Annotated in this window: 15 protein-coding genes; all 15 read right to left on the bottom strand. The window is 44.5% G+C overall.

What is annotated here, in order from left to right:
- Positions 1 to 56: 56 nt before the first annotated feature.
- Positions 57 to 698, bottom strand: a complete 642-nt coding sequence (phoU, locus tag NFR88_RS08650) for a phosphate signaling complex protein PhoU (RefSeq protein WP_251615189.1) — start codon at positions 696 to 698, stop codon at positions 57 to 59.
- On the bottom strand, positions 699 to 1,454 hold the full coding sequence (gene pstB / locus NFR88_RS08645; protein ID WP_160201805.1) for a phosphate ABC transporter ATP-binding protein PstB: 756 nt from the start codon (positions 1,452 to 1,454) through the stop codon (positions 699 to 701).
- Positions 1,451 to 2,299 (bottom strand): phosphate ABC transporter permease PstA, encoded by an 849-nt coding sequence (pstA, locus tag NFR88_RS08640; protein WP_465250584.1) that lies wholly within the window; start codon positions 2,297 to 2,299, stop codon positions 1,451 to 1,453. Before pstA ends, pstB begins: the two co-directional genes overlap by 4 nt.
- Entirely contained in the window at positions 2,296 to 3,168 is an 873-nt protein-coding gene (gene pstC / locus NFR88_RS08635) for a phosphate ABC transporter permease subunit PstC (protein WP_160201806.1), read from the bottom strand. The genes pstA and pstC overlap by 4 nt, the downstream gene beginning before the upstream one ends.
- 63 nt (positions 3,169 to 3,231) lie before the next feature.
- The gene (locus NFR88_RS08630) at positions 3,232 to 4,044 is read right to left on the bottom strand and encodes a phosphate ABC transporter substrate-binding protein (protein WP_160201807.1); all 813 of its coding nucleotides are present in this window, start codon (positions 4,042 to 4,044) and stop codon (positions 3,232 to 3,234) included.
- Between the two features lie 152 nt (positions 4,045 to 4,196).
- Entirely contained in the window at positions 4,197 to 4,529 is a 333-nt protein-coding gene (locus NFR88_RS08625; protein WP_465250583.1) for a CHAP domain-containing protein, read from the bottom strand.
- 24 nt (positions 4,530 to 4,553) lie between these two features.
- Positions 4,554 to 4,715, bottom strand: a complete 162-nt coding sequence (locus tag NFR88_RS15225) for a hypothetical protein (protein WP_463602668.1) — start codon at positions 4,713 to 4,715, stop codon at positions 4,554 to 4,556.
- A gap of 64 nt (positions 4,716 to 4,779) precedes the next feature.
- Complete coding sequence (locus tag NFR88_RS08620) at positions 4,780 to 5,142, bottom strand: hypothetical protein (RefSeq protein ID WP_160201808.1); 363 nt, start codon at positions 5,140 to 5,142, stop codon at positions 4,780 to 4,782.
- A 151-nt stretch (positions 5,143 to 5,293) separates the two neighbouring features.
- A complete protein-coding gene (gene lysS, locus NFR88_RS08615) occupies positions 5,294 to 6,832 on the bottom strand; it encodes a lysine--tRNA ligase (RefSeq protein ID WP_251615187.1) in 1,539 nt (512 codons plus the stop codon).
- Positions 6,833 to 6,849: 17 nt separating this feature from the next.
- Complete coding sequence (gene greA, locus NFR88_RS08610; protein WP_160201810.1) at positions 6,850 to 7,329, bottom strand: transcription elongation factor GreA; 480 nt, start codon at positions 7,327 to 7,329, stop codon at positions 6,850 to 6,852.
- Positions 7,330 to 7,407: 78 nt separating this feature from the next.
- The gene (locus tag NFR88_RS08605; protein WP_251615185.1) at positions 7,408 to 10,968 is read right to left on the bottom strand and encodes an AMP-dependent synthetase/ligase; all 3,561 of its coding nucleotides are present in this window, start codon (positions 10,966 to 10,968) and stop codon (positions 7,408 to 7,410) included.
- A gap of 319 nt (positions 10,969 to 11,287) precedes the next feature.
- Positions 11,288 to 11,503 carry a DUF3791 domain-containing protein gene (locus tag NFR88_RS08600; protein ID WP_160201812.1) on the bottom strand — a complete coding sequence of 72 codons (216 nt, stop codon included), beginning with the start codon at positions 11,501 to 11,503 and terminating at the stop codon, positions 11,288 to 11,290.
- 2 nt (positions 11,504 to 11,505) lie between these two features.
- Positions 11,506 to 11,745, bottom strand: coding sequence for a hypothetical protein (locus NFR88_RS08595; protein ID WP_160201813.1), 240 nt, complete (start codon positions 11,743 to 11,745; stop codon positions 11,506 to 11,508).
- Between the two features lie 11 nt (positions 11,746 to 11,756).
- On the bottom strand, positions 11,757 to 12,248 hold the full coding sequence (locus NFR88_RS08590) for a DUF3990 domain-containing protein (protein WP_160201814.1): 492 nt from the start codon (positions 12,246 to 12,248) through the stop codon (positions 11,757 to 11,759).
- A gap of 286 nt (positions 12,249 to 12,534) precedes the next feature.
- On the bottom strand, positions 12,535 to 14,562 hold the full coding sequence (locus tag NFR88_RS08585; RefSeq protein WP_251615183.1) for a glycine-rich protein: 2,028 nt from the start codon (positions 14,560 to 14,562) through the stop codon (positions 12,535 to 12,537).
- Between the last annotated feature and the right edge of the window lie 4 nt (positions 14,563 to 14,566).

Raw genomic sequence — 14,566 nt, 5'->3', positions numbered from 1 at the left:
TTATGGCATAAACCCGCCTCTTTTTCAACTTTGCTTATATGCAATGAAATTATCGTTTATCTCTCTTTCCTTCCAGTAATAGAAAACAATACCCACTTTGCAATTTCCACCGCATGATCACCCATACGCTCAAAATACTTTGCAATCATAAGAAGGTCGAGAACTTTTTCTCCGTTTGATTCAGGATTACCAAACTTTTCTATCAAATCTGTCTTTACTTCGTCAAAGAGACCGTCTACCACATCATCGTAGGTAATGACTGCATTTGCAATCTCTATATCTTTCTTCACAAAGGCGTCAATACTGTCTGTTACCATTTTGATTGTCGCTCTTGCCATATCCTGAATATGCTCCGTATTATCGGAGGGTGAAATGTTCGCCATAGTCACAATTTCTGCAATATCGCCGGAATTGTCCCCAATGCGCTCCATATCCGTCACCATTTTCAGTGCGGAGGAAATCGTTCGCAAATCCTTTGCCACCGGCTGCTGCTGAAGGAGCAGCTTCATACACATGGTTTCAATATCCCTCTCTTTTCTATCTATCTCAGTTGACAATTCGGGGACTTTTGCCGCCATTTTCGTGTTGCCCTCTGAGAGTGCTTTTGCCGCCATTGCTATGGCATTTTCACAAAGAGCGCCCATTTCAATAAGCTCTTTATGAAGCAGTTCCAGTTGTTCATCAAATTTTGACCGCATTTAACCAAACCTCCCTGTAATATAATCCTCTGTGCGTTTATCCCCCGGTTGTGAAAACATTGCTTCTGTCTCTGAAAATTCAACCAAATCCCCCAGCAGAAAGAATGCCGTATGATCTGAGATACGGACAGCCTGCTGCATATTATGTGTAACAATGACAATCGTATATTTTTCTTTCAGCTTCATTGCCAGTTCCTCAATATGCGAAGTGGAAATTGGATCAAGCGCCGAAGTCGGTTCATCCATCAGGAGAATCTGCGGCTCTACTGCAAGTGCTCTCGCAATACAGAGCCTTTGCTGCTGACCGCCGGATAGTCCCAAAGCATTTCTTTTCAGCCTGTCCTTTGCTTCCTCCCAAATAGCTGCATCCCGGAGTGAGCGTTCCACAATATCATCGAGTTTTGCTTTGCTTCTAATTCCGTGTGTACGAGGTCCGTAAGCAATATTGTCATAAATGCTCATTGGAAATGGATTCGGTTTTTGAAACACCATTCCGATATTTTTACGAAGTTCGTTTACATCAACTGAATTGTCATAAATATTCTCACCGTTATACATAACTTCGCCCGTAATCTTAACGCTGGAAACCAAATCGTTCATCCTGTTAAGTGTTTTCAAAAATGTGGATTTTCCACAACCCGACGGACCGATAAGCGCCGTTATGCTTTTTTCGGGGATTTCCATATTGATATGTTTAAGTGCCTGTGCTTTTCCATACCATAAGCACAGATTTCTTACTGTCATTATACTGCTCATAGGCTTCTCCTTTTCTTGAAATAACGGCTGACAATATCAGCGGCAAGGTTGATAAGCAGCGTCATAATCATTAGTATTGCGGCAATCGCAAAAGCTATTTCAAATTCACCCTGTTCCTTTGCATAAACATATAACGCTACTGTCAGCGTACTGCCGGAGTTTTGCAGCCCCTCAAATAATCCATATAATTCGTGGGCAAGTCCAGCTGTAAATAAAAGCGCCGCCGATTCGCCAAGAATTCTTCCGACTGACAGGATACATCCTGTGACCACCCCATCCACACAACCGGGAAGTACCACAGTACGAATTACCCGCCATTTTCCGGCTCCAAGTCCGAACGCACCTTCCCGGTAGTTCTGTGGCACGGTTTTCAGGCTTTCCTGCGTAGTGCGCATAACAGTAGGCAGATTCATAATAACAAGCGTCAGCGCACCAGCCAAAAGGGATGTTTTCATATTTAAAAACTGACAGAAGAACAACATACCAACAAGCCCGTAAATGATTGATGGGATTCCCGACAGGGTTTCCGCAGCATATTCAATCGCCGTAACAATTCTTTTATTCTTTGCATATTCCGTTAAATAAATCGCCGCCCCCACTCCAAGAGGTATTACAAAAACAAGCGTGGCAAGAATAATATACAAGGTGTTCAGAATATTTGGCAGAATCCCAATGCGTTCTTCAATATAGCTCGGTTTTGTAGAGAGCAGTTCCCAAGTGATATGGGGAATTCCTTTCACAAGAATATATCCGAGCAAAAACAATACAAGTGCCGCCGTAATTCCCACTGACAGCCACATGAGCAGCTTCATAGTAAAAATATATCCTTTTCGACTTTTGTTCACTTTGAACCCTCCTTATCCCGCTTCAAAAAGAAATTAAGTGCAGCGTTTATCAGCATAATAAAGAGAAACAGTACAAGGGCGATGGAGAACAATGCCTGCTGTTGTAACCCACTTGAATAAGACATTTCTGAAGCAACTGCTGTTGTAAGAAAACGCACACTCCCAAATAGGGATGGCATATTGGCTACATTTCCTGCCACCATCATTACTGCCATCGCCTCGCCAATGGCACGTCCTACGCCCAACACAACAGCCGCCGCAATTCCGCTTTTTGCCGCCGGAACAGACACCCGGAAATAGGTTTCCACCGGAGTAGCGCCAAGTGCCAAAGATGCGTCCTCATATTCCTTCGGTACAGCTTCCAATGCGGTTATGGAAACTTTGATAATTGACGGGAGAATCATTACCGCCAAAACAATCATTGCCGCAAACAGACTTGCACCGTCCGGCAGATGAAACAGCGTCCGAACTGCCGGCACTAATACAAGCATTCCCACAAGACCGTAAACCACCGACGGGATTCCCGCAAGCAGACTGACCGCCGATCCCATAATGGTTTTTATTTTTTCCGGAGCAAGCTTTGCAAGATATACAGCGGTCATAAAGCCGACCGGTACACCGATTACGATAGCTCCGGCTGTACCGTAAACGCTGGTTAAAATAAACGGCAGAATTCCATAGGAAGCTTTTGCTGCTGTGGAAGCCCAAACTTTCCCAAACAGAAATTTGAAAACTCCAATTTCCCGAATAGCGGGAATACCCGATATGATAAGATACACTGTAATCAGCAAAACAAATCCTACTGTAATAAGCCCCAATATCAGGAATATGCCGTGTATGATGGTTTCAAATAATCTCTTTTTCTTCATCACTACATTCCTTTCAAAATGTGAAAAGCAGCGGTTTCCTATCGCCGTCGCTTTTACAGTCCTTTATTTTACCGGTACGGCTCCTGCTTTCCTGATTAGTTCCGAAGCGTCGCTTGAAGTAATGTAGTCAAAGAATTTCTGTGCTGCATCAGACAGTTTACCCTCGGTTTTCGTAACCAGCACAAAATTACGCTGCACCTTATAACTGCCGTCCTTAATTGTTGTTTCGCTGGGCGTTACGCCTCCGACTTTCAATGCTTTTACGCTGTCCTTTACGGAAGCAAGAGACGCATATCCGATTGCTGCCGGATTCCCCGCAACGGTCGTAATCACATCTCCGGTAGAGGTAAGTTCCTGCTTCAATTTGCATTGATCCTTTGTTCCCGTAATGGATTCAAAGCCGTCACGGGTTCCGCTTCCTGCTTCTCTTCCAATTAAGACAATCTCAGCGTCCTTACCGCCGACTTCTTTCCAGTTTTTAATCTCACCAGTATAGATTTTGGCAATATCCTCAATCGTAAGATCATCTACGGTATTTTCGGGATTGACAATGATTGCAATACCATCATAAGCAATAACTGTTCCTTCAAGTCCTTTTGCTTTTTCTTCATCCTTCAAATCACGGCTGGAAAGTCCGATGTCACAGCGTCCTTCCGCTACTGCTGTAATGCCTGTACCAGAACCAGTGGGATTGTATGTAACGGTAATTCCTTCGTTCTCTGCCTCAAAGGTTTCTTTCAACGAGCCGATTACTTTTTCCATAGAGGTAGAACCATCTGTTGAAACTGTACCTGTTTCCTGTTTTCCACATCCGGCAAGCATACCGAAAACACAAACTGCGCCAAGTGCTAATGCAAGTATTTTCTTTGTTTTCATAATCAAATTCTCCTTTTGTTTTTTCTCCATAATCTTTTCGATTACGGTTTTATTATACCGACCGAACATCAAATTCGTTATCTTGCGATTGTAAAAACATTGTAAAGTTGATTTTATGTAAGCCGCTTGCATTTCTGCAAACGGCTTGTTTTCTAATACTGTGGCACACCGTATCCGTAAATCTGATAATTCCCTATTGGGTACTGATTGATTCGGCAGCTATCGCCGGAATTGCCTTCTACGGTGTAAACAATACCGTTTTCGACTTTTTCCACAATTCCAACATGATCGGTTTCACCATCGCTCTCCCAATCAAAGAAAATAATCATTCCGGGAACAGGCTCGGCAGATCCGTCAAGCCATTGTCCTCTGTCCTTAAACCATTGTGCGCCGTTGACGCAGCCCGCAAATTTCGGGATAACCCCAGTATCAATATAGCCGCACTCGTTAGCGCACCAGCTTACGAAACAGGCACACCATTCCACACGAGAATTGAAGCTGTACCAACTTCAGTACGGCTCTCCGCCGACATTGCCGACCTGAGACAACGCAACGGTTACAATCTGATCGCTGCTGTACGAGATACCATAAAGGACAGCCGACCAAAGCGAATTGTTTTCATCTTTCAGCAATTCGGCAAGGTAGTCCTTGTAGTTTGCGAATTGAGACAAAAAATTCCCCTGAGAAGCTTCTTTATCTCAGGGAAACATTGCTATCCACATATTAAAAACCATTTCAAATTGCGGCTTTATTCATAAAGCAAATCTTTTTATAAGCAAATTCCTTCTGCTTTTTCGTCGGCAATATCTTTAATAACTCCTCCTGCGTAAAATCTTCCATCGGCGTTCCTTTTGAAAGAGCAAAAAGCTGTGTAATCAGCCAATCCTGCCATAAGTCCTCCAACATATCCCTGCTGTCCGTATAAGTCGTGACACTGTCAAATCCCTCGTTTGGCATATAATTCTGCAATTTCACAAACCCGAACCTTCCGGCGTCCACCACCAGCACATCATCTTCCTGATAGATTTCCAAAAAGGCATTGGCAACCTTTCTGCATTTTTCCCTTTCTTCCTCTGTTATATATGTCTGTTTATTCATAGGCTTTCCCTCCTGTATTTCCCTTGCAATTACATTGTATTGGAAATCAAAGAAAACTTGAAGTTTGCGACCGGATACACCGCACAACGCAAAAAAGACCTTGAAAGGTGTTGTCCTCTCAAGGTCTTAATCTTAGAAATTATGGGATTTTTTAGTCCATTGGTTTCATCGTCGGGAACAGGATGATATCTCTAATGCTCGGAGAATCTGTGATTAAAATAACCACTCTGTCGATTCCAATTCCAAGTCCGCCTGTCGGTGGAAGACCTACTTCCAGCGCATTGACAAAGTCCATATCCATCGGATGTGCTTCATCATCTTCACCGGAATCAAGCTGTGCCTGCTGTTCGGTAAATCTTTCGAACTGGTCGATTGGATCGTTCAGCTCGGAGAACGCATTGCAGACTTCCCATCCATTGATGTAGCCTTCGAATCTTCTGGTGATCCTCGGATCTTTCGGGTCTCTCTTTGCCAGCGGCGAAATCTCTACAGGATGTCCCACAACAAAGACTGGTCCGTCCAGATAGCCCGGAACATCTTCGCAGTATTCTTCAAACATCTCAGCAATAATCTTGCCGCGTGTCATTTCCTTCACTTCTTCCGCATCCATGCCATAGGCGATAGCGGCGGCTCTCGCATCTTCGTCAGAGTCAATCTTGTGGAAATCAACGCCGGTAATTTCCTTTACGGCATCGGTCATATCCAGTCTTCTCCAAGGCGGAGTCACATCAAAATCCTTGCCCTGATAAGTGATAACTGGTGTACCGTTTACAGCCATGGCTGCCTTGTAGATTACCTGCTCTGTTACGTCCATCATGCTTTCCATATTGCCGTAAGCCATATAGCATTCCATGGAAGTAAACTCAGGGTTGTGGTTTCTGTCCATGCCTTCGTTTCTGAACATCTTGCCCATTTCGTAAACTCTGTCAAGACCGCCTACAATCAGTCTCTTCAGATAAAGCTCGTTGGAAATACGCAGTTTCATGTCGATGTCCAAAGTATTGTGATGGGTATTGAACGGTCTTGCGTTGGCGCCGCCTGCAATGGTAGTCAGAATCGGTGTATCCACTTCCAGGAAGTTGTAATCCTCTTCCAGTACTCTCTTGATCTCATGGATAATCTTTGCTCTCTTATAGAAAGTCTCTCTGACATCAGGATTTACGATTAAGTCCACATATCTCTGCCTGTAGCGGATATCCGTATCCTTCAAACCATGCCACTTGTTTGGCAGCACCTGCAATGACTTGGATAAAAGTACCAGTCTCTTTACCTGAATGGAAATTTCCCCTGCTTTTGTCTTAAAAATAGTTCCTTCTACACCGATGATATCACCGATATCATAGGTCTTAAACCAGGTGTATTCATCTGTGCCGATGTCGTCTCTCTTGACTACGCACTGGATTCTGCCCTGCTTATCCTGAATGTCGACAAAAGCCATCTTGCCCATTCTTCTGAACGCCATGATTCTTCCGGCGCAGGACACTTCCTGATCCTCCATGGCGTCAAAGTTATCTTTGATGTCCATGCTATGGGCAGTCACATCCCATGTTTCGTTGACAAAAGGATTTCTGCCAGCTTCCTGCAGTTTCTTCAGCTTTTCTCTTCTGATCAATCTCTGCTCATTCAGATTTTCTTCCGAAAGTTCCTCAACTTCCGGATTTACATTCATGTTGTTATCTTGTGTACTCATATCTATCATCCTTTATACTACTTAGTTATTTCTTCAATTCTGTAGTGCAGCACCCCATCCGGAACTACGATTTCGGCAACCTCGCCAATTCCTTTTCCGAGGAGTCCCTGACCTACAAGTGATTCGTTGGAAATTCTGGCAGGCTCTGCAAACGGGTCTGCTTCTGTAGATCCTACGATAACAAAGGACTGCTCCTCACCGGTCTGTGTCTCTACTACTCTTACAGTCAAACCTACGTTTACGTGATCGCCGGAAACTTCATCTTCGTTGATAATCTTTGCATTTCTCATCATGGTTTCCAGTTTGTGGATTCTCTCTTCCAGTTCAGCCTGCTCATTTTTAGCGGCATCGTATTCTGCGTTTTCGGAAAGGTCTCCGTAAGAAATCGCTTCCTTCAATCTTTCGGAAACTTCTTTTCTTCTAACGGATACCAGCATGTCTCTTTCGGCCTCTAATTTATCATAACCCTCCTGGGTTAGAAGTATTTCTTCTGACATATTCTAATTCTCCTTTCAGCAATGCCATAGTCCGAGTATTATACTCTAAAATTGTGCATTTGTCAATGTTTTCGCCCTTTACTTGTTTCCTTTTTTGTTTCCTTCGACGAAACGTTTAATTTTTTTACCTGTGGTCTTCTCAAAATCTTCTCTGCGGATGCGGAGCTTTTTGATTTTTTTATAGTACGGAAGTTTCTCGTTGATTTTATCAACGGCTTCCCATACCAACTCCTTTGCATCCTCTTCGGTAAAAGCTTCTCCCAGCGCTTCACTGATTTCCTCTTCATCTAAAGTCACTGTCGCTGCGATGGTCATATCGTTTCCATCTTCAACCTCATCTCCCCAAACCATACTTTCTGAAATATATGGTACAGCGCTCAGATAGTATTCCAGCTCTTCCGGAAAAACATTCTTACCGTTCTTAGTGATGATCACATTTTTCTTTCTTCCTGTAATATATATGAAGTTCTCTTTATCCACATAACCCAGATCACCGGTATGAAGCCACCCGTCTTCCATTACCTCTGCAGTCGCTTCGGGATTCTTGTAATATCCCAGCATTACATTATCGCCTTTGTAGCAAATCTCGCCAACGCCGTCTTCGTCAGGCTCTGCAATTCTGACTTCCATGCCAGGCAGCAGATGTCCCACAGAAGCAAGTCGCATATCTTTTTCGACGTCCGGATTCAGCGCTGTCATCGGTGAGCACTCCGTCAAACCGCAGCCCTGCACACAAACAATGTCCAGGTCATTGAAGAACTGTAAAATCTCAGGGTCGATTGCCGCGCCGCCGGAAATGATAACACGCATTCTACCGCCAAATACTTCCAGAATTTCCTTGGTAAACGGCTTGCTGATGGACACACCCATCTTCTTGGTCTTTCTGTTCATCGCCAGAAGCCGTTTCAGCATCTTTTCTTTGCCTTTTGCTCTGACATTTTTCCAAATCTTCTTATATAAAGTCTCGATGAGCACCGGCACGCCAAGAAGCATAGTCGGTTTCACCTCTTCAAGGTTCTTTGTGATATATTTCAAGCCCTGGCAGTACGCGATTGCGGCGCCTTTGTAAAGCGGCATCAGGAACGCGCAGGTACACTCGTAGGTGTGGTGCACCGGCAGTACCGAGAAGAAAATATCAGTCGGATTGACTTTCAAAATCGTCGGTGCGCTCATCAGGTTGCTCGCCAGATTGTAATGAGACAGCATAACGCCTTTGGCAATTCCAGTAGTACCGGAAGTATACAGGATAACACTCATCTCATCACCGTAAATTTCTGCATCCAGGAACTGTCTGTCTCCCTGCGCAACCAACTCCTTGCCCTCTTTGATGAGGGACTTCCAGGAAAGAGTTTCCTCTTCATGCTCTTCTGTGTCAAAGTTTACCAGAATTTCTAATCCAGTTTCTCCGCTGCGTTTCATGTCGCGGAACATATCCGCAAATTTTCCGCCGAAGATAACGCCGGAAACCTCGGCATCGATAATCTGTGCTTTCAGTTCTTGCTCGCCAAGTTCTTTATCCAGAGGCACTACAACACCAGTTCCGCATAACACTGCCAGATAAGAGGACTCCCACTGATAGCAGGTTTCCCCAATAACTGCAACGCGTTTTCCTTTGAGACCGCGGTTAATCAGCGCCGTTCCCAGACCGTTGACATCGGCAAGCGCCTGTTTATATGTGATTGCTGTATACGGAGCGTCTTTCTCAAATTTCTGCATAAAGGCGACATTGTCTCCGTAAAGTTCTGCGCTGGTTTCAAACATGTGCTTGATATCTGTAATCGGGCGGCTCTCCTTATATCTTACGTAAGGATCCGTGCTTTCAGAAATCGCTTTCACAAAAGCCTTTGCCCTCTTCATCTCAGCATCCTTCATCTGCGCATAACCAGGCTTTTCCTGCGGCTCTGTCTGCACGCTGTCCGCTGCAAAGTTACCGTAGCGCTTAATCTTTCCGGTGGTCGTCTTATCAAATTCTGTTTCTCTGATATTGATGCGTTTGATTGCCTTATACGTCGGCATTTTTTTGTTGGTTTTGTCGACCAGTTCCTTGTAAAAATGATAGACATCGCTGCTGCTCATCTCGCCAAAACGCTCTTTCAAAAGCGGGTAATTCGGGAAAATATCGGCGGTAATCATCACATTGCCGACTTTGTCATCTTCTCTGCCATACACCAGCGCTTCCTGTATCAGTTCATCTTCCATGAGCACAGTTTCCACTTCCTCAGGGAAGATATTCTTGCCGCCCTTGGTGACGATAACAGTCTTCTTTCTGCCGGTCAGGTAGAGGAAACCGTCCTCATCAAGATATCCCAAGTCGCCAGTGTAAAGCCAGCCGTCTTTCAGCACCTCGTCGGTAGCTTCCTGATTGTTGTAATACCCAATCATGACGGAGTCACACTTGCAGACCACTTCACCGATTCCGTCTTCGTCGGGGTTCTCAATGCGAACCTTTGTGCCGGGCATCGGTTTTCCGACTGAGGCGGCCTTGCTGTATCTGTCCTGATTTACTGCGATAATCGGTGCGCATTCACTCATGCCGTAGCCTTGAATCATCGGAAGCCCCATGGCTTCAAAGTCTTCGATAACCTTAGGGTCAATCGCTGCACCGCCTGCAATGAGCAGGGTGATATTGTTGCCGAAATTCTGGTGAATCGCCTTAAACAACTTTTTCATCAACTTCGGATTGTTGTAAAGTTTCAGTTTCTTGGACAGGTCAATTGCCTTGCGCAGCTTTTCCGCCTCGCCCTGCTTTTCAGCCTGTTTCCACATGCCTTTGTACATTTTTTCGAAGACGAGAGGCACGCCTAACATAATCTGATTATGAACTTCGTTCATGTTTTTCTGGATATATTTGATTCCCTCGCATATGACAACAGTTCCTCCCTGATAGAAGCAGGTGCAGATGTCGCAAGTGAACTCGTAAGCATGGTGAATCGGCAGTATAGACAAAGTCTTTGTCCCAACTGGCACATGAACCAGCTTGGACATGCTGACTACATTGGCAACGATATTCTTGTGGGAAAGCATAACGCCCTTGGACGTACCCGTAGTACCGGAAGTAAACATCAGGGTCGCCAGCTGCTCTCTGTCAATCTCAGCATCCACGTAGTCGCGTATGCCTTCTTTTAATAGCTGCTCGCCCTCTTCAATGAGTTCATCCAAGGAAAGCGCCTTCTCGCTGTGCTCGCTCTGCCCCATGGAAATAAAGTGTTCCACGTCATATTTTTCTTCAAAAAGAGGCGCCAGCGCCTTTTCGCTGCGTTTCGTATATACCAGGGCGCTTGCACCGGAGCGCTGCACCAGACTCTTCATCTCATCGATAGGCAGGTTCTTATCCAGCGGTACGATAACGCCGACACCGCAGACCACTGCAAAGTAGGTCAAAATCCACTGCCAGCAGCTTTCACCGACCACTGCGATTTTCTTGCCTCCAAGTCCCAGGTCAAGGAGCCTGGTTCCCAGAGCATCCATTTTCTCTTTAAATTCGCCAAAGGTAATCGGCTGAAAAGTTCCGCCCGGCTTATCCTTCTGTAAATACGCAGGCACATCTTTATAAAGCGACGCGCTGCTTTCAATCATGTCTTTTAAGTCCGCAACTTCCCGCACCGGGTAGTATACGCCGTCATATTTCTTGTTGTTCATATCGATTTATCTCTCTTTTCTCCCGCCTTCTATGGGCAAAATTTTACTTAACCATTAATTTATTATTTTACCATTTTTAGGTGGTTTCCGCAATAGATTTGCAGAAGTCATGAGGAAAATATTTAAAAAATTTTAAAGAAATAGGGCGGTTTTCAAGCCGTAAGATAATTTCGGAGTTGTAGCCGCCGGTTTGTAACATCTTCCTCAAGATTTTGGGGACTGTGTGGAACGGTTTTCTTTGATGGGGCTTAGGGCGAAACGTGGAGCAATGCAGCACTTTGCCAGCAGCGCACTGCAAATAAAAAACGGCGGCAATCCGTTATGATACCGTTGCCGCCTTTCTCTCTTCAATGTACAAATCGATGTCTCTGATAATATAATTTTCTCCTGTGGTGTGCAGCGCCTCAAAGCAGGAATAGATGTAATTCCAGACCTTGTATCGGCTGAATAGCTCGGCCACCTGCGCGCCGGTCAGATTTTTTGCCGACTTATACTGCTCCGTGCAGTAAATCAGAAAATCTCCTTCTCTGCTCATCGTCATGCCTCCTCCGGAAACGTAAACGTTCCCCTTTGTTTTTCTTCGTCAAACATATTGAATATGGTCAGTGGGCTAAAATGCCACAGCTTAGTATCCTCCTGTTCCAAAAAAGAATAGACTTTGGAACTGTAGAATTCCTCTGAAGCAGTTACCTCGCTGCAGCAATACTTTTCTGCAATCAAGCCGACCACCTGTGGAACAAGGAGTATCAGCATCGCTTCAAATTTTTTCTTTTCCATTCCTGCCTCCATCAAAGTTCTTCTTCCGGCACAGTCCCGATAAACCGCAGATAGCTTAACGCATGTTCGGAGGTCAGTACCAGCTGATTGTACAATTTCTTGATTTTAAGTGCCTCCAAAGCCTGTTCTTTTGTCAGCGCTCCGGCACTATAAAGCGTAAATGTCGTATAGACGTCGTCGTCAGCGACAGGTCCATAGATGATGTCATATTTGTCCCCGTCATATGTCCCCGCTCTGTTCTCCGATACAAAATCCAACCAATCTTCGTCAGGAAACGCAAAACGCAGTACAAAGCATTCCGCAAAGGCGACAGTTTCGTCAATTTCATATATATTCACAACTCTGCTACCTTCTCTGCTACGCTTATATACCTTGTCCGCAAAGGCAATCGCCTGTTCTCTATTCGTCGTAGTATAAAATCCAAAACCAAAATCCAGGAACCGATTCTGCCGAATCAATTTAGGTGCGGGTACCTCCACATTACTCCCATGATATAAACGCATCCTGCACCTCCAATCAAGTCTTCAATCTCCCGCAGGCAGGGGAGGATTTTACCCCCTCGCTTATTTTCTTAATCCTAACATAATCAGAATCATTTTACAACGAATTTGTAACATTTTGTATAGTTTTTCGCCGCATTTTACCGCAGATTTCGTCATTTTTCGACAGAGGAAAAAGTGGCTGCTTCTGGATCCATTTCAGTGCCTGTCAAATGAGTCTGTCAGTATAAACTAATGCTAAGCACCTAATTACACCCCCTTTTTCCTGTGCAAATGCTGCTTTAACTCTTTACTCTGCTCCTATCGAATAGTATGTTTTATAATCATATCTTCCACCACCTTGAGAAATTTTTAAAGGAGCAATCCATTTTTTATTCCCATAGACTATATCTGCCGTAATACTGCTTTCGGTAAGATTACTCTGGCTCCAATTTACCCCATCTTTGGAAAAATATAATCCATCAGAATAAGTCATTCCTACCCACATTTTATTTCTATAAATGATGTGTGTAAAATAATTAGAAGCCGTTCCGGGTGCGTTATATGTCCATGTTATACCGTCTGTAGAGTAAGCAACTCCATGATTGTAAGTCGAGACGCACCATATATTATGGTCGGCATCATATTCAGCGTTATAGCAATGTATGTATTGTATTTCACTGGATACACTCCATGTTTTGCCATCCTTCGAATAATACACGCCATCGTAACTACAGGCCACCCAATGATTGTTTGCATAAGTTATTTCATTGATTTTTGCTTTTGAGAAGTCTGTAGCAATCCACGTTTTACCATCCGTCGAATAATAAAACGGTTGATTTGAACTGCTTCCTCCATATAACAGCCATAGCCCATTAGCGTAGTATATACCATAGAGTTCAGTGCTGGTAATGTTGCTAACTGTCCAAGTGATACCACCGTCCGTAGAATAGACGATTCCGCTCGAAGCTTTTTTACCGACCCAGATTCCATTTCCATATGTTATAGCGGAAATATTCTCTCTGTAATTTGAAGTTGTTTTACTGGTCCAATTTTTTCCATCGGTGGATTCATAAAATAAATTTGAAGAACTATATGAAAAAGCAATATATTTTCCATTTCCATATCCTATTGTCAGACTTTCACTTGGTAAGTTGTCTTTTATCCATTCAAATCCATCTACAGAATAGTAATGATTTTTACTTCCGTCTGTTGCTCTAAAAATTCTCAAATCATCATTATAGGCAATACTTTGCAGCTGGCTTGGTGCAGTTTCAAGCAAAGTCCAGATTTTCCCATTAGGAAATACTTTCGCGGACTTTTTCCAGACGCCGTCTATCTTGGTGAAGATGCTTTTAACATTTCTCCAACTGCCACCTGTTTTCACAAAGCCAGAATCTATTTTCTTTTGGTTTCCATCTACTTTCATATAACCGCAAAAATCATTTTTCTTCGGCAATTCCAGCACCGTAATTCGGCAGTATCCATCGCCAGAATGACCGTTTTCTGCGGTTCCTGCAGGTGACAGAAAGCTTTCATTTCCGGAAATCGTCTCAGCATTTTCCAAATAATACGCAGCGTCCAGCAAACACCCCGAAGGATAACGAGAGGAAGTCTCAGCAGTATAGACATAACCACTGCCGCCTCCACCGCCGCGGTCATCATCTCCAGAACCGTCCGGATAGGAACCTGCTCCGCCATACCAGCCGCCTCCGCCTGCGCCGGCATAACCAGAAGAAGCATTATATCCTTTGCCTCCAACTCCGAAATCGCCGTAAGTCCCTGCCAGACCCTTTCCCGATGCCGAAGTACTGCCAGTTCCGCCAGCAATCTGCGTTCCGCCGCCTCCGCCGCTGCCAAAGCTTTCTGTAGTCGAGCCGCCCGTCAGGCCACCGCCATACATACCTTTTTTACTAGGAGCGCCATCAGAGCCGCCTCCGCCTGCAACAATTACTCTGGCGTAAAGCGAATTCTGACCAATTCTCACATCAGTCGCACCACCACCTCCATTATATGTAGTGCGCGCGCCACCTCCATTAAAGCCTCCAGAAGTTTTTCCTGTATTCCCTGCACCGCCTACATATACATATAAATTGGTATCTTCTGTAAGTGTTAATTCTCCTACAGAATATCCACCTTTTCCAGCGTATGTGGAAGAAGATCTGTACCCGCCTTCTGCGCCCCATACCTCAATTTTATACTTTGCCGGAGGCAGCGCCACTTCATATGCTTTACCAAGATAAGGTCTATTGATGATTTGACCAACCGTTACACCAGTATTGATAAAACTTTCGATATTATCGCCGCCAATATCCGGCGCCCGCATTATCTCTGCCATGTTG

The sequence above is a fragment of the Senimuribacter intestinalis genome (assembly GCF_943192965.1).
Lineage (GTDB): Bacteria > Bacillota > Clostridia > Peptostreptococcales > Anaerovoracaceae > Senimuribacter > Senimuribacter intestinalis.
This window is presented reverse-complemented; position numbering and strand designations above follow the sequence as displayed.

Coding starts and splice junctions, on each gene's coding strand:
- pstC (WP_160201806.1), bottom strand. CDS start 3,168: ATGAAGAAAAAGAGATTATTTGAAACCATCATACACGGCATATTCCTG.
- NFR88_RS08585 (WP_251615183.1), bottom strand. CDS start 14,562: ATGGCAGAGATAATGCGGGCGCCGGATATTGGCGGCGATAATATCGAA.
- NFR88_RS08590 (WP_160201814.1), bottom strand. CDS start 12,248: ATGCGTTTATATCATGGGAGTAATGTGGAGGTACCCGCACCTAAATTG.
- NFR88_RS08595 (WP_160201813.1), bottom strand. CDS start 11,745: ATGGAAAAGAAAAAATTTGAAGCGATGCTGATACTCCTTGTTCCACAG.
- phoU (WP_251615189.1), bottom strand. CDS start 698: ATGCGGTCAAAATTTGATGAACAACTGGAACTGCTTCATAAAGAGCTT.
- NFR88_RS08600 (WP_160201812.1), bottom strand. CDS start 11,503: ATGAGCAGAGAAGGAGATTTTCTGATTTACTGCACGGAGCAGTATAAG.
- greA (WP_160201810.1), bottom strand. CDS start 7,329: ATGTCAGAAGAAATACTTCTAACCCAGGAGGGTTATGATAAATTAGAG.
- lysS (WP_251615187.1), bottom strand. CDS start 6,832: ATGAGTACACAAGATAACAACATGAATGTAAATCCGGAAGTTGAGGAA.
- NFR88_RS08630 (WP_160201807.1), bottom strand. CDS start 4,044: ATGAAAACAAAGAAAATACTTGCATTAGCACTTGGCGCAGTTTGTGTT.
- NFR88_RS08620 (WP_160201808.1), bottom strand. CDS start 5,142: ATGAATAAACAGACATATATAACAGAGGAAGAAAGGGAAAAATGCAGA.
- NFR88_RS08605 (WP_251615185.1), bottom strand. CDS start 10,968: ATGAACAACAAGAAATATGACGGCGTATACTACCCGGTGCGGGAAGTT.
- pstB (WP_160201805.1), bottom strand. CDS start 1,454: ATGAGCAGTATAATGACAGTAAGAAATCTGTGCTTATGGTATGGAAAA.